This window comes from Enterococcus sp. 7E2_DIV0204, from assembly GCF_002140855.1.
GTDB lineage: Bacteria > Bacillota > Bacilli > Lactobacillales > Enterococcaceae > Enterococcus_L > Enterococcus_L lemimoniae.
Genome location: NZ_NGKY01000001.1, coordinates 763,768 through 779,198, shown reverse-complemented (window position 1 = coordinate 779,198; position 15,431 = coordinate 763,768). Strand labels below are relative to the sequence as shown.

19 protein-coding genes are annotated in these 15,431 nt (G+C 35.6%); 16 read left to right on the top strand and 3 right to left on the bottom strand.

The features are described 5' to 3' along the window. Window positions 1-128: 128 nt before the first annotated feature. From amaP to A5819_RS03675, 5 genes are all read left to right on the top strand, one after another. Complete coding sequence (gene amaP, locus A5819_RS03690; protein ID WP_254907212.1) at window positions 129-548, top strand: alkaline shock response membrane anchor protein AmaP; 420 nt, start codon at window positions 129-131, stop codon at window positions 546-548. Continuing rightward, window positions 541-693: a hypothetical protein gene (locus A5819_RS19680; protein ID WP_254907211.1), complete on the top strand. Its 153-nt coding sequence runs from the start codon at window positions 541-543 to the stop codon at window positions 691-693. Before amaP ends, A5819_RS19680 begins: the two co-directional genes overlap by 8 nt. Before the next feature lie 13 nt (window positions 694-706). Next, window positions 707-922, top strand: coding sequence for a DUF2273 domain-containing protein (locus A5819_RS03685; protein WP_086281781.1), 216 nt, complete (start codon window positions 707-709; stop codon window positions 920-922). Between the two features lie 39 nt (window positions 923-961). Then, on the top strand, window positions 962-1,432 hold the full coding sequence (locus tag A5819_RS03680; protein WP_086281782.1) for an Asp23/Gls24 family envelope stress response protein: 471 nt from the start codon (window positions 962-964) through the stop codon (window positions 1,430-1,432). 83 nt (window positions 1,433-1,515) lie between these two features. Beyond that, window positions 1,516-1,764 (top strand): GlsB/YeaQ/YmgE family stress response membrane protein, encoded by a 249-nt coding sequence (locus A5819_RS03675; RefSeq protein WP_069638886.1) that lies wholly within the window; start codon window positions 1,516-1,518, stop codon window positions 1,762-1,764. A 60-nt stretch (window positions 1,765-1,824) separates the two neighbouring features. On the opposite strand, the gene A5819_RS03670 is transcribed toward A5819_RS03675, so the two are convergent. Continuing rightward, window positions 1,825-2,145, bottom strand: a complete 321-nt coding sequence (locus tag A5819_RS03670; protein ID WP_086281783.1) for a DUF960 domain-containing protein — start codon at window positions 2,143-2,145, stop codon at window positions 1,825-1,827. Window positions 2,146-2,392: 247 nt separating this feature from the next. After that, window positions 2,393-3,007, bottom strand: a complete 615-nt coding sequence (locus A5819_RS03665) for a 50S ribosomal protein L25/general stress protein Ctc (RefSeq protein ID WP_086281784.1) — start codon at window positions 3,005-3,007, stop codon at window positions 2,393-2,395. 699 nt (window positions 3,008-3,706) lie between these two features. On the opposite strand from A5819_RS03665, the gene A5819_RS03660 reads away from it, so the two are divergent. After that, a complete protein-coding gene (locus A5819_RS03660; protein ID WP_086281785.1) occupies window positions 3,707-4,462 on the top strand; it encodes a 16S rRNA pseudouridine(516) synthase in 756 nt (251 codons plus the stop codon). After that, a complete protein-coding gene (locus A5819_RS03655) occupies window positions 4,452-5,135 on the top strand; it encodes a YjjG family noncanonical pyrimidine nucleotidase (RefSeq protein WP_086281786.1) in 684 nt (227 codons plus the stop codon). Before A5819_RS03660 ends, A5819_RS03655 begins: the two co-directional genes overlap by 11 nt. A 108-nt stretch (window positions 5,136-5,243) precedes the next feature. Here A5819_RS03655 and A5819_RS03650 read toward each other — a convergent pair whose 3' ends face one another. Beyond that, the gene (locus A5819_RS03650) at window positions 5,244-5,696 is read right to left on the bottom strand and encodes an N-acetyltransferase (protein ID WP_086281787.1); all 453 of its coding nucleotides are present in this window, start codon (window positions 5,694-5,696) and stop codon (window positions 5,244-5,246) included. Window positions 5,697-5,840: 144 nt separating this feature from the next. Between A5819_RS03650 and udk the strand changes: the two genes are divergently transcribed. From udk to A5819_RS03605, 9 genes are all read left to right on the top strand, one after another. Next, window positions 5,841-6,467, top strand: coding sequence for a uridine kinase (gene udk / locus A5819_RS03645; protein WP_086281788.1), 627 nt, complete (start codon window positions 5,841-5,843; stop codon window positions 6,465-6,467). A gap of 179 nt (window positions 6,468-6,646) precedes the next feature. Then, window positions 6,647-7,315: a response regulator transcription factor gene (locus tag A5819_RS03640; RefSeq protein ID WP_086281789.1), complete on the top strand. Its 669-nt coding sequence runs from the start codon at window positions 6,647-6,649 to the stop codon at window positions 7,313-7,315. Further along, window positions 7,306-8,397, top strand: coding sequence for a sensor histidine kinase KdpD (locus A5819_RS03635; RefSeq protein WP_086281790.1), 1,092 nt, complete (start codon window positions 7,306-7,308; stop codon window positions 8,395-8,397). Before A5819_RS03640 ends, A5819_RS03635 begins: the two co-directional genes overlap by 10 nt. 57 nt (window positions 8,398-8,454) lie before the next feature. Next, on the top strand, window positions 8,455-9,801 hold the full coding sequence (locus A5819_RS03630) for an ABC transporter permease (RefSeq protein WP_086281791.1): 1,347 nt from the start codon (window positions 8,455-8,457) through the stop codon (window positions 9,799-9,801). Next, window positions 9,801-10,484, top strand: coding sequence for an ATP-binding cassette domain-containing protein (locus A5819_RS03625; protein WP_086281792.1), 684 nt, complete (start codon window positions 9,801-9,803; stop codon window positions 10,482-10,484). The genes A5819_RS03630 and A5819_RS03625 overlap by 1 nt, the downstream gene beginning before the upstream one ends. Window positions 10,485-10,578: 94 nt before the next feature. Beyond that, window positions 10,579-12,063 (top strand): ABC transporter permease, encoded by a 1,485-nt coding sequence (locus tag A5819_RS03620; RefSeq protein WP_086281793.1) that lies wholly within the window; start codon window positions 10,579-10,581, stop codon window positions 12,061-12,063. 132 nt (window positions 12,064-12,195) lie between these two features. Further along, entirely contained in the window at window positions 12,196-12,870 is a 675-nt protein-coding gene (locus A5819_RS03615; protein ID WP_086281794.1) for an ABC transporter ATP-binding protein, read from the top strand. Continuing rightward, window positions 12,863-14,350 (top strand): PASTA domain-containing protein, encoded by a 1,488-nt coding sequence (locus A5819_RS03610; protein WP_086281795.1) that lies wholly within the window; start codon window positions 12,863-12,865, stop codon window positions 14,348-14,350. The genes A5819_RS03615 and A5819_RS03610 overlap by 8 nt, the downstream gene beginning before the upstream one ends. Before the next feature lie 503 nt (window positions 14,351-14,853). Then, window positions 14,854-15,195, top strand: coding sequence for a type II toxin-antitoxin system PemK/MazF family toxin (locus tag A5819_RS03605; protein ID WP_086281796.1), 342 nt, complete (start codon window positions 14,854-14,856; stop codon window positions 15,193-15,195). Window positions 15,196-15,431 lie beyond the last annotated feature (236 nt).

Sequence of the window (15,431 nt, the reverse complement as noted above, 5' to 3'; positions counted from 1 at the left end):
GGGGGATGCATTCTGAAAGTCAGACAAGAGGTATGCGTATCTTTTGTAATTGTCGGAAAATGAGTTTAACATAAAAAGTAGATATGGAAATAGAAATAGTTGAAAAAATAACGTTGGAGGGACATTCTATGCGAGTGATCAAAGGACTTATTGCTTTACTATTAATAGCAGGTATTTTTGGTATTCTTGGCTTGTATTCTCAATTGGAAAACCTAGGCGTTGTGACGACATTTTTCCAAGATTTATCGTTTCAGTACGATTGGTTGTTCTATTTTTATCAAGTGGTTATGTTCACGCTATTAGCGATTTTAGTTTTAGCATTTGGGTTGGTTTTATTCAAGCCAATCCGCAAAAAAGAAATCTATCTGAAAAAAGAAATGGGGCAAGTAAATGTACCATTACGCTCATTAGAATCAATTGCTAGAGTTTCGTTACGTGACATTGTCAACATTGAGGAGACACAGGTGAAAATAAGACTGACAAAACACCAAAAAAGCGGATGTCGAAGTCACCGTAATCGACGAAAAACAGCAACAACTTTTGAGTAAAGGAAAACAAATCCAAGAGCAAATCCCGCAAGCATTACAGCAGATGGCCAAACTTGAGACAAATAAGACGAAAGTTGTTTTTAAAAAACGTAAAGCAGACGCTTCTTTGTTGCCAAGTAATAAAAAAGGCTCACGTGTGATTTAAAGGAGGAACTAGCTTGAAAAAACTAAAGACATTAGCTCCTTATCGAAACCAGATTCTTTTTACAAGTTTGTTTATCGTTGTAGCGATTCTTTTGATGACGATTGGTTTTTGGAAAACTGTTTTACTCATTCTATTTCCTTGCATTGGTTATTTTATTGGAACGATGCAAGATGAAAAACGTTCTATCTCTTCAATTTTAGCGTCCATACAGGCTTTTTTTGAAAGATGAAAATAAATTGAAACAAATCACAGAAAGGTTGAGAAGAAAATGGATAACAAAGCAAATGTGAACACAACTGAAGGAACAAATGCAACAGGAATCAAAACGAAACTAACATTTGACGATCAAGTCGTGAAAAAAATTGCTGGTATCGCCGTATCGGAAATTCCTGGTATTTTAGGATTGAGCGGAAATGCCATTACTAACTTGACCGAAAAATTTACGAATGGCAATAATCCGACGAAAGGCATCAGTGCCGAAGTGGGGACGAAGCAAGTGGCGATTGATTTGGATGTCATTGGCGAATATGGTAAAAATATTGCCCAAGTATTTGACACTGCTACGAAAAAAGTTGCAGAAGAAGTTAAAAATATGACAGGGTTAGATGTGATTGAATTCAATATGAATGTTGATGATATCATGACGAAAGATCAATATGCTGAGAAGTTTGAAAATAAGAAAAAAGAAGATAGTGAGTCTGAAAAAACAAACGAAAATAGTACGCGTACGTTAGAATAAGTAATCTATTATTTTAATGTTGAAAAGTACAAGGTGCTGCGAAGCGGAACGTTGTTACTTATATATTAAGGAGGAAAATTATTATGTTAAGTTTTATTTGGTCATTAATCGTAGGTGGTGTGCTAGGTGCGATTGCCGGAGCGATTTTAGGGAGAGATGTGCCAGGTGGTGTAATCGGCAATATTATTGTCGGTTTTATCGGAAGCTGGGTCGGTACAATGTTGCTAGGTAATTTTGGTCCGATCATTGGAGGATTTCCAATTATATCAGCTTTGATCGGTGCTGTAATTTGTATTGCGATTTATTCATTTATTGCGAAACGAATGGCATAATCATAAAAATAAAAACAATACCAGACAGTTTAATAAACTGTCTGGTATTGTTTTTTATCGTTATTCCAACATTTCTGCTGGCAGTAAAATCGTTTCTTTGTTTCCATCATCAAAGGCAAAAACTTGAGATGGATATTCTTCATAGTAAGGAAAAGGCAAATCAACAGCCATTTGGACATCACTGATTTCTTGTGAAAAATGAATCGTTACTTTTCCGCCATTATCAATCAAATCAAAATATAACATGTTCGTCAGAGGAATGACTCCTTTTAAATCCAAATCAATAATCAGCCAGATACTGTCAATCAAAGCACCTGGTAACCTTTCAACCACACCAAGAGAAGCATAACGACTACGTTTACTATCAAAACTTTCAACCATTTATTTGACCCCCTTTAGCTATCTAATATCCATAGTATACCTTATTTAGTCAAAACTGGCTTCTGTCATGTTTGATGAAAAAATCAAGTAGAATGCTTGATAAATGAAAGAAAAGAGGGTAGGACATAACTCTATGAGTCATATCCTATCCTCAAGGAATCTGAATAAACGGTGGGTACAGAAGCAACTCCTTCGGAATTAAACACTTCTGACCCAACCTCTTTAAAAGTATAGTTAATGAAGCTAATTATTCTGTTTTTTCACCGATCACTGTTGGTTCAGCGGCAGCTTCAGAAGTTTCTTCTTCAGTTGCAGATTTTGCTTCAACAACCGCTGCGATTTGTTCTTCGCCATCCGTTACAATGTCGTAATCTTTATTAACTGGTAAATCAGCAACTGTGATTGCATCACCAATAGCAAGTTTTGTAATGTCTACTTCAACACGTTCTGGTAATTTATCAGGTGTCGCTGAAACTAAAACATTATATAAGTTTTGTGCTAGCTCACCACCAACTTTTACACCTTCAGATTCGCCAACAAGAACGATCTCAGCTTCAACTTCTGTTGTTTCTTTCATGTTTACAGCTAGAAATTCAATATGTTTCATTTGACTTGTGAAAGTGTCCAATTGCACTTTAAACACTAACGTATTGATTTTTTTACCACCAATCGTCATTGTGATTACGGCATTGGCACCATTATCTCGTAAAATTTTTGTTAATTCTTTTTGATCAACTGAAACAGGTGTGCTTTCGATATCATACCCATAAACGACTGCAGGAACTTGACCAGAGTGACGTAGTTGATTTCTTAGGGAACGTGGACGGACAGCTCTTTCTTTAACTTCTAATGATACTGACATAACCAAAATCCTCCTTAAATTTAAAGCGGAACAAATCGCTTGATCCTGTAGAAAATTAGGAAATGGACATTGAAACGTTTTTTGTCTCATTGCAATTTATCTATTTTCCTAAGGATTGATTTGAGCAGCTTGATGTGATTTATTGCTGAACGAGCTCGTTTAGTCTCGACAGAAAAATAGGTAAATATGTTTGTGACGCTTTTTGTCATAGGCATATTTTATCTTTTTTCCGAAAGGCTAGCTCGTGAAGCTAAATAAATCAAAATGAATTTGTATTTGGTTATCTGCAAAAGGCAAAATGATGGAAAATAGGAGTCTTACTTGTTGCTGTGAATCCATGTAAAGTCAATTACTTAGCTAAGCATTCCTGTCCAAATAAAAATTGAACAAAGAGCCTTTACAAAATGCACTGCAAAAACAAAAAATCCCGAATAATTGTGCACAATTATCCAGGGGAAAATTCCTATAATACGTTATTCTCTCCCAGGTCATTACGCTGTTTTTGAGAAACCTTATTCACTTTCTATATCAACCATAACGCGAATCCAAAGTTAAGTCAAGGGAAGTGAGGAATAGAAGGAAGTCTTTTAAACATTACTTAAAGTTTATTTTGTTAAAATATGTGTCTTTTTTGAATCCTGTTTTCTTTTCATTCTCCAAAGTTTATACTAAACTATTAGTTGAAATGAGGAAAAATAGATGCGTTTAGATAAATTATTGGAACTAGAAAAGATTGGTTCTAGAAGAAAAGTCAAAGCACTGATTCGCAGTAAACAAGTCACAGTGGATGGACAGATCATACTAGATGAAAGCCAAAACGTAGATGCCGAGCTGCAAAATATCTATGTTGGTAATAAAAAAATCAAGCGAAGCGCTCATGTTTATTATATGTTGAATAAGCCTCAAGGTGTCGTGACTGCAGTCAAGGATGCACACCATCAAACAGTCATTGAGCTACTGGATGTAAAGGATCAAAGAGCAGGAATCTATCCGATTGGGAGGTTGGATCGCGATACAGAAGGGCTGTTGTTGCTTACTGATAATGGTCAGTTGGGTTATCAATTGCTACTCCCGCACAAAAAAGTAACGAAACGCTATGAGGTTGTGGTGAATGAACGATTGACTGAAGCTGACTGTGAAACCTTTGCGGACGGAATCATTTTTTCAGATGGTAAAAAATGTAAGCCAGCAGAACTGACGATTTTATCTTCAGAAACAAAGAAAAGTCGTGCATACTTAGATATTACGGAAGGCAAATTTCATCAGGTGAAAAAAATGTTTTTATCTGTTGGAAAAAAAGTAGTTTATTTAAAACGTTTATCCATGGGACCGATCCAATTAGATCCTACCCTTAGTTTAGGCGAGTATCGTTCGTTGAACCAAGAGGAATTAAAGACGCTACTGCCTTATTTTACGATTCATAAAAAAGAAAAGAGAGTGGACTATGAAATTTAAAACCTTATTATTTGATGTTGATGATACATTGCTAGATTTTCAATTAACAGAAAAAAAAGCATTACAGGCACTTTTTGAAGAAGAAGATATAACGTTGACGGATGAAATAGAAGCAACTTATAAAAAAATCAATAGTCAATTATGGCGTGAATTTGAGCAAGGAAAAACAGATAAAAAGACAGTTACTGATACTCGTTTTAGTTTGTTGTTTGCGCAGCTTGATAAAAAGGTAGATGGGAAAAAAATGGGAGAACAATATCGTGAACATTTAAGTCAAGGTCACGATTTGCTTGGAAATAGTAAAGCGATTATTGAACGCCTTAAACCTGATTATGACTTATATATTGTGACAAACGGTGTAGCAAAGACGCAGTATCAACGGCTAAAAGATTCAAGTATGACTGAATTTTTTAACGATATTTTTGTTTCAGAAGAAGTAGGTTATCAAAAACCGATGAAAGAATATTTTGATTATGTGTTTGAACGAATTCCTGATTTTGAACATGAAAAAACAATGATCATTGGCGATTCCTTGGCTTCAGATATTCAAGGGGGGAATTTAGCTAAAATTCAAACATTATGGTTAAATCCATCAAAACAACCAGCACATTCAGAGATTCAGCCAACGTATGAAATTAGTCGTTTGGATGAGATTTTTGATGTATTAGAATAATAACAAAAGAGAACAAACGCTTTGTGAAGACTGAACCGACCCCAAAAATTAGATTTTTGGTCTAACTTTTTGGAGTCACTACAAAGACGTTTGCTCTCTTTTTTTAGGTTATACATCAATACTTAAGCGAACCATATCTTTTAAAATCAGCTTATTTTCTACGATTTCTTCTTCATAGTGACGAAGAAAGAAGTCTCGATCAATACTAGTCATCCGGAAGCCACATTTTTGATACAGATATAATTGACCAAAACTAGTGCTACCCGTGCCGATTTCTACTGTTTTGTACTGGCCATTTTTAGCATAACTCAGTGCAAATTGAAGCAATTCCTCGCCGATTCCTTGACCTTGATATGGTTTAGCTACAGCAATATTGACGATTTCCAAGGTTTCTGGCCTAGTAGGAAGCAAAGCTAAAATACCTGCTTCGGTATCGTCAAACACAGCTTCAAAACAAATGCTACGTTTGACGTAGTTTTCAACTAAAAGTTTGTCTGGATCGGCTAATAATAATAGGTCGTAGTGGGCAGCTTGAAGTTCTCGGATTTCTTTAATTATCATCGGATCGTTCCTTTCTAATAAATTGATTGAATAAATGAACAGTTTTTTTAATTAAATAGATAAAATTGTGGCTTTCTTGCTCGTTTCTATTATAATAGAAAAAGGTTATTATGACTATTACACATAAGAGAGAGGTTTCGTTGAATGAAAAATACTCAACCAATCGTGATTGGTGTTACTGGCGGTTCCGGCAGTGGAAAAACCAGTGTTAGTCGGGCGATTTTCAATCATTTCCCCAATCATTCGATCATGATGTTGGAACAAGATTCTTATTATAAAGATCAAAGCCATCTGAGTTTTGAAGAAAGACTGGCCACAAATTATGATCATCCGTTTGCTTTTGATACAGACCTGTTGATCGAACATTTACAGCAGTTGATAAACTATCAGACGATTGAAAAACCAGTGTATGATTATGTTGCCCATACAAGAAGTTCGGATATCATTATTCAAGAACCAAAAGAAGTAATTATTTTAGAAGGTATTTTAATTTTGGAAGATAGCCGTTTAAGAGAATTAATGGATATTAAATTGTATGTAGATACTGATGATGATATTCGGATCATCCGTAGAATCAAACGTGATATGGAAGAGCGTGGTAGAACATTAGACTCTGTTATTGAACAGTATCTGACTGTGGTAAAACCAATGTACCATCAGTTTATTGAGCCTACGAAGCGTTATGCAGATGTGATCGTTCCAGAAGGTGGCGAAAATCATGTAGCGATTGATTTGATCACGACAAAAGTCGCTAGTATTTTACACGAATGATCAATAAAGATAGGCAAAAAAATCCAGCAATTGTATTTGAAATTCCCAAATACAATTGCTGGATTTTTGTTATTTTATTTTCGCACTAAAAAATGAAGCATAGACAAATCATTCTTGGGTGTAGTATCTTATGAGATAACTATTGAGCCGTGTCGGCTATTTGGAAAGGAACGTGACAGATGAGAATATTAATTATTGAAGACAATCGAGAGTTGGCATTATCTGTACAAAAAGGCTTAGAACGAGAAAAGTTCGTAGTAGACTTAGCTTTTTCTGGTTTGGCTGGAGAAGAAAAAGCTTATGTAAATACATATGATGCTATTTTATTAGATTTAAATTTACCTGATAAAGATGGTTTATCGATTTTAAACTTTTTAAGGAATTCCAATATAGATAGCCCGATTATCATTATCACAGCGAGAGATGAAATTGAAGAGCGGGCGAAGGGACTTGATTTTGGAGCGGATGATTATTTAGTGAAACCTTTTGAATTATTAGAATTAGTTGCCCGCATTCGTGCGGTTATTCGGCGTTTTCATGGGCGCTCCTCGCCACATATCAAGATTGGGCAATTAACGATTGATCCAGTCAAGCGTTTTGTCAGCTATAGCGGTAAGGAAGTTATTTTAAAGCCTAAAGAATTTGATATTTTATTGTGTATCGCTCAAAGCTATCCTGCTGTAGTTTCAACAGAAGAGATTGCGGAGCATGTCTATGACGAAAACTTTGATCCATTTTCTTCTGTTTTACGAGTACACTTGGCTCGCTTAAAAAAACAGCTAGCTCAGGTTTCAGACAAAGAACTACTTAAAACAATTCGAGCGAAAGGATATCAATTATGCGAGTAAATTTGAAAATCAGTTTGACTGTATTGACGTTTGCCTTTTTTGTCATTTTGATTATTAGCGGTGGTTTTTTTGCAATAAAAAGTAACTGGAGTTCTATGAATATTGGTCAATCGCTTGGTTCTGCTGTCTATGTCATCAATGATTCAACGGAAATGACGGCCCAACCAGCTACTACATTAGAAGTTAGGGCTGATGAGATGGTCAGCACCAAAGCGCTGGATGATATTTATTTAAATAGCCTCTTAAAGTATTTACCAATGATCATCTTGGTCGTATGTTCTGCTTTGTTAGTCTTGACCATGACATTATGGTATGTGCTGCGGCGCATTTACACGAAGCAAATGGTGACGATTATCCATGATCTGCAGTTTTTAGAAAAATTCTCAGAAAAAGAAGTGGAAGATCAAGCAGTTGCTAAAGCGTTTAAACAGCTTAAAGATAAATTTGATGGGCATTTGAATGATTATAAACGCTTAAGCAGCTATCTAACACATGAGCAAAAAAATGCGATCGCAGTTTTAAGAGCTAATCTAGAATTAGAGCAAAACGAAACCGCTAATCTGCATATTTTGGACCGTCTGACGGATAGTATCGATGATATTTTAACCTTGTCAAATAGTACAGACGAAGCGATGAGTGAACAAGTAGATGTCTCATTGATTTGTGCGGAAGTGTGTGATACCTATCGTAAAAGTTACCCAGAGCTTTCATTTTCTTTTGACGAAGTTGGTTCAACCTTTATTTTAGGAAAGAATCGCTGGATTTATCGCGCAGTGTCAAATTTAGTCGATAATGCCATTAAATACGGTGAACAAAAACCAATAACTGTTTCTGTCAATAATCGTAAAGGGAGTATTATCGTTGAGATCAAAGATCAGGGAAAAGGAATTGATCCCAATGTGCATGCGACTATTTTTGACCATAACTATCGAATCAATGGACTAAAACAAGATGGTTACGGGATCGGTTTATCCGTAGTCTCCCATGTATGTGATTTATGTCAGGGCTTTGTGTATGTAGAAAGCAAGAAGAATTTGGGGTCGACTTTTTATCTGTCATTTCCCCAAGTTGCTGAAAGTTAACATTCAGTTAACAATTGGTTTGGTATGGTAGGAACAAGAAAGGAGGAGAGCAAGAACATGTTCGTCTTGAAACATGCTTTCTTAAATCTTAGAAGACATAGTTGGAAATGTTTAGTTGTCTGTATTTTTTTATTTCTGTTGATTTTAGGCATCATCGTTACTGAAACTATTTATACTTCAGCCAAACGCTTTACAAGTGACTACAGCCAACAATTTTCCACTGTCGCAACGGTTATAGAACCAGATTTAAGTAATTCAACGCATGAAAAAAAACTAACAAAAGAACAGTATCTCAAATTTGGAGAGTCTAAATATGTCAATAGTGTAAAAATGATGGCTAGTATTCCGATTTCATTCAATACGTTAAAACCAATCGAAATACCAAGTCCTATTCAGTTTCAGAAAATAGAGGGAAATGAGCTGGAAAAGAGTTTCTATCAAGTCAGCGCAAATTGGTTTGGTGTAGGTCCACAAGATTTGGTTAAAGAGCTTGCTGAAAGTGGCATGGAAATCAGTACGGGAAATTCAACGTTAAAGATGAATGAGTGCTTGGTCAGCAGTGCGTTCGCTCAGCTAAATGAACTGAAAATAGGGGATTCGATTCAAGTAACGGTAACAGGAAATGAAAAACTGGCGCCTCAAACGTTGAGTATTGCCGGAATATATCAACCTAAAAAAACAGCCAAAATAGTTGGAACTAGTGAATTTATGGTGATTCAAAGCAATGATATTTTTACAAATTGGGAAACGATCCATGCTGTGGAAAATTTCGACCAGGTTGGCTATAACAATGTGTCATATGAATTGAAAAACCAGAACGATTTTGATCGTTTTCTAAAGGAAATGGAAACAAAGGGGTTACCTAGTGAGTACCAAGTTATGACGAACGAAGCTAATCTTAAAATGCTTTTAAGTCCAGTTAATGGAGTAGGAACACTTGATGGGACTATTTTGCTAGGGATTTTTATTTTTGGCAATTTTGGATTGGCATTGTTTTCACTGCGACAATTTAGGCAAAGACAGGCGGAGATTTGTGTATTGCGTAATCTAGGCATTACTAAGAAACAATTGATCAAAAGTCGGCTACTTGAATTACTTATCGTGACAGGATTTAGTTTTGGCATAGCCCTACTAGTGACAAACTGGATCGTACAACCGATCGCTGATTGGCAATTATTAAATCAGAAAATGTGGATGGGAAATGTTGACCAGTTATTCAGCAACATGCCTAATGGGAAAACTGAAACTATAAAATCAATTCCGATGATGCTCAACAAGCGTTCCTTTTTCAACACATTGGGAATCACCAGCCTATTTTTAATGACAATTACAGCCATTGATAGTTATCAGCTTTTCAAATTTGAACCACTTGAATTTTTGTTAGAAAGGAACGTAGACGAGTGATGATTCTCTCTCTTAAAAATATAGTATATACGCATAAAAAGAACAACGTGACTGTGTTGGACGATGTAACCATCGATTTTTCGTTGGGGCAGGTCTATGGTGTTTTAGGGAAAAGTGGTGCGGGTAAAACGACGTTACTGGCACTGCTTGCCGGACTGGACAAGGTCAGTTCGGGTGACATTCTTTTTAAAAATCATAATCTAAATGCAATTAATCGAGACCATTATCGTCAACAAGAGCTAGGGGCCATCTTCCAACAGTACAATGTTCTCTCTAATGAAACAGCTTTGACGATGCTTAAATTGTGTGCACTCAATTCGACTGTGCAAGGAAAAGGTGATCCCTATTTTTATGAAGCTTTAAAAAAAGTTGGGATCAATGAGAAATTGGCCAAGCAGAAAATAAAAAAATTATCTGTTGCCAATCAGCAAAGAGTCTATTTGGCCCAAGCGGTGATCAAGGATCCTAAGATTGTTTTGATCGATGAACCGATTGAGTCATTAAGTGAACTTTCGCTAGAGATGGTCATGGAGTACATACGTATATACGCAAAAAATGAAAACAAGTGTGTCATCATCAGTTCACGATCAAAAGCGATCGCAGAGCATGTTGATGAGTTATGGGGATTGAATGGTGGGAAACTATCATTTATCAAAGACAATGTAGAACAAAAAACGTTTTAAAGGATATCGAAGGTTGTTGTTGATTCGACTGAATAGTGTAATGATATCTGACTAAGCCGTTTCTTCATTGTTTTTAAGTAGGAAGGAAGACTATATGAACTATTGGAATCGAGCATTATGCAGTGTTACAAGAAGAAAAGGAAAATCAATTATTTTATTTGCAGTTATTTTTATATTAGGCAATGTGATTGCAGGATCGATCGCGATACAGCAATCAACCGCAAATGTCGAAAAGAAAATTAAACATGACCTAGGTGCAACGGTCAGTGTTGAGTTAGATTATCAAAAAATGATGGATGAAGGTCAGTCATTTTCACCAGATGCCTTAAAAGTCGAGGACATCAAAAAATTAGGCGATTCGACGTATGTTAAAGAATTTGACTATAATGTAAAAACCAATCTTTTTGTGAAAAAAATCAAAACGTATGAAATGGAAAATGCTTCGACAATGAGTAATATGCCAAAAACCTTGAGTCTTAAAGGAAATAATTTACTCGAACCTTTGGACTTTAAGGATAAAAAAGTGAAATTAGTCGAGGGACGAACGTTTAAACAAGATGAGATCAATAGTGGCAAAGATGTTGCAATCATTTCAAAGAAAGTTGCCGAAGCAAATGGATTTAATGTTGGCGACAAAGTTGTTTTAGATAGTTCTGTGATGGACTTTAAGCAAGATGGATCAATGGAAGAACTGGCTAGTCAAGACCACCCCGTTGAAATCATTGGGATATTTGAACCTACAAGTGTTGAGAAGAAAAAGTCAGATGGCAAAGATCAAAAGGGCTTCGAAGCACAATTTATGGAAACAGAGCAGTTTAATACGGTTTATATGCCAAATGATGCTGTGATGACTATTAATAAAGTCGAATTTGAAAAAGGGAAAGCATTAGTGCCTGATCGCTATAAAAAGGCCGATGGTACAGATGCAAGTGTAGAAGATATGAATCAAATTACCCCTATCTATGTGCTTAAATCGCCAGAAGATGTGGAGGCCTTTAAAGAAGAAGCGAAATCTTCGATTCCAGAGGGGTATAAATTGACCGCATCGACTGATCAGTATGATCAAGTTGGCGGTACGTTTAAAAAAATGTCGCAAATTTCTGGTTATGTAGTTCTTTTAGCGATTGGCGCAACCTTATTGATTATTTCATTAGTCGTTATTCTCTTCTTGCGTGACCGTAAGCATGAATTGGGCATTTACTTATCGCTAGGTGAAACAAGGACAAAAGTGATGCAGCAGATTCTAATCGAATTATTGTTGATCAGTCTAGTAGCGATGTGCTTATCGTTGATCACTGGAAATCTGCTTGGAAAAATGGTTTCAGAATCGTTGATTGCGAGTGATGCCTTTGCTCAAGCAGGAGACGCCGCAAATAGTGGTGGTACCATGATGATAGGAGGGGCCGGAGCGAGTATGCCGACTTTAACAACGGAAGATGTTTCCAGCGCATATGAAGTGAAATTTTCAATCAGCTATATCCTGACATTCTTGATTGCAGGATTAAGTACGGTTCTATTATCTGCGGTTTTACCTTTAACCTATGTTTTGCGGTTGAATCCAAAGAAAATCATGATGTAGCGACATCATAAGTCAGCATCTCGGAAAAATGATAAAACATCAATGTGACAAGAAACGTCATATTCATATTTTCCTATTTTTGGTCGATGCTAAACGGGATTATTCAGCTTTTAAAACGAGGAGGAAACGAATATGACAATTTTACAAACAAAGAATGTGAGCTATTTTTATCAAGACGGAGATAAACGTCGCATGATTTTACAAGATACATCGATAAATTTTGAACAAGGACAATTCTATACGATTTTAGGACATTCTGGTTCTGGTAAAACAACCTTCTTGTCATTGATCAGTGCCTTGGATGAACCTAAATCTGGGGAAGTTCTTTATAAAGGGCAAAATATTAAATCGATCGGATTAGAGAAATACCGCCGAGACGATATTAGTATTATTTTCCAAAGTTATAATTTAGTTCCTTATTTAACTGCTCTAGAAAATGTGCTAGTAGCAATGTCGATCACAGATAATGACATGCCAAAAGATAATCGCGAAGTAGCCTATAACTTATTAGATTATATTGGGATCAATAAAGCAAAGGCAGATCGTTTGGTCGGTCAGTTATCAGGTGGTGAGCAGCAGCGGGTAGCGATTGCCAGAGCTTTGGCAACAAACGTTGATATCATTCTTGCAGATGAACCAACCGGAAATTTAGATGAAGGGATGGAGCAAGAAATTGTTGATATCTTTAAAGATTTAGCCGAGACACATAACAAATGTGTAATCGTTGTAACACACTCAAATGAAATAGCAAAGCAATCAGATAAAACCTATTTTTTAAAGCAAGGTGAGTTGATGCTGAATGAGTGATTTTTTATCTAATTTCAATAAATCGAATTATGATAATACCAAAGAGAAAAAATTACAAGATGGCTCTGATAAAAAAGAACAAACCAAACAGGAATCAGAAAGATCATCATCGAACGAACGAATTAGCGAAAAGAAAGATCCTGTTCAAGAGCCCATCGGACCAGTTAATGTAACGGAGCCGAAAAAGGATCAGGATAAAATAGAGCAAGAACCAATGACACAAACAAGGAGTAGTCAGCCAGATGATGGAACCGAAATAGACCCAACTTACCATAAGAGAAGAAAACAAAAATTTAGATTGATTGGTATTGGGACCTTTGTAGCACTTTGTCTCCTGTATTTTGGCTACTATCAAATGACCCACGTAAAACTACCAGATTTTACTGGTAAAGATCTATCTGAAGCACGAGCATGGGCAACTGAAAATAAACTAAAATTAAAAGTGGATCAAACGTATAATAACAAGATAGAGACCAATAAAGTCATTTCACAAAAGCCAAAAAAAGAGAGCAAAATTAAAAAAGGTTCCGAATTAATAGTAGAATCAAGTTTAGGGGCTGACCCAGAAGAAAAATTGACATTGCCAGATTTTATGACAATGAAAAAATCAGATGCGGAAAAATGGATCAAAGAAAATAAAGCAGAGAATATTTCTTTGATCGATGAATACAACGAGACGTTAGAAAAAGGCAAGCCAGCTCGATTTGAAATCGTTAATAAAGAGGTCACAAAAGAGAATTACAAACGCAAAGACAAAGCGAATATGTATTATTCTAAAGGAAAAGAGACCTTTGAAAAAAATATTTCTGTTCCCGATTTTACTAAAAAAATGAAGACGGAAGTTGAAAGCTGGGCTAAAACAAATGATATAAAAGTAACCTATGAAGAAGCCAGTTCAGCAGAAATTCCAGCAGAAAGCATTATATCTCAAAGTGTTGCCAAAGACCAAAAGGTGGCTAAAAAAGATAGTTTAACGGTGACGGTATCTTTAGGTAAAGGTTACACAGTTCCTAATTTCGCTGACTATACACAAGAAGAAGCTGGAACTGCTGTAGATGGATTAACAGTTCAAGCCAAAAGTGTTTTTACAAATAATGTACCGTACGGCCAGTTGATTTCTCAAAGTGTTGAGGCGGGAACTCAATTGACGAGTAAAGATGATTTGAAAGTCAAAGTGTATTATTCTGCTGGTCAACCTTATCTCAAAGATTTGAGAGGAAACACAGTAGAAGGGGATCTACAAAAAAAATTCTATGAAGAATTCCAATCAAAAGGTGCAAATATTCAGTACACAGTCAAATACGTTGATTCAGCAGAACCTAAAGGAACTGTTGTCGGCATGAGTGCATACAATCTATATGTACCGTTAGAGTACACGGTGAATCTAGAAATTAGTTTGGGCAACCTAGCAGGCGGGTCAAATTACTCCCCTAAATCTCCTGAGAAAGGTTCTGAGGAGAAGGACATGTCACAGCCATAATCTAGAAAAAGGAGGCAAGAAAGGAGTTTTCTTGCCTCCTTTTTCTCATTTTTCTAAAAACTATAAAATGAAATTTTGGTGAGAAATAGATTTTTATTGAACCAGAAGTGAAAATTAAGCAGCATAGATAAATGAAAAAAATTATAAAAAAATACTATTTTTGATGGAAACGAAAAAAAATCAAAGTACTTTTTAATAATGATTATTTATCTATTGTTTTCATCTAAATATGGCTAATAAAGTGATTTTAAATTATGTATAATAATTTTTATGATTTAAATTTCTATTTTTTCTTTATTTAATGGTTTTAGCCCTTATTTATTTAGAGATTATTGTTTTTTTTGAATGAAAGGAAAATGACTATTTTTTCTCATGAAATCCTCTTTTTTGTAGAGTTTATCAAAGTTTTAAGGGATGGGTACAAAATATTGAAAAACTCCTCAATAAAAGCATGATATAATTTACACAAGTGCAGTTTTGTTAGTTAGGGGTGATAAAATATTATGATGCGAAGGGGAGAAATTTTTTATGCTAATCTCTCACCTGTTGTTGGTTCAGAGCAAGGAGGAATTAGACCAGTATTGATTATTCAAAATAATAAGGGGAACTTATTTAGTCCAACGTTGATCGTTGCACCTATCACGCGGAATGTGAACAAGAAAATGCAGCCGACTCAGGTCAAAGTGGATATACCTCATGACGATCGTATGACGCCGTCATTGGTATTACTAGAACAAATCCGAACATTGGATAAGGAACGAATCCTTCACAAAATTTGTCAGCTACAGGAAGAGGATATGGTGAAGGTCAATCAAGCATTGAAAATAAGTATTGGGATTCGTTGAATGGGAGTAGTACATAGATAAAGATATACATAAATATTCGTAGACAATGGATTGAATAAATTAGGGTGTATGGAATGATTAGACAAACGATTCACGAATATGCTTTTTTATCAGATGAATGAGCTATCATTTATTTGTATTTAGGGTGTGAAACAAAAGTGTTTTTTACTTTTGTCTCACACCTGTTTGTTTTTTATGAAGGAATCATCTCAAAGAAACTTTTTGAAATTTTCTTT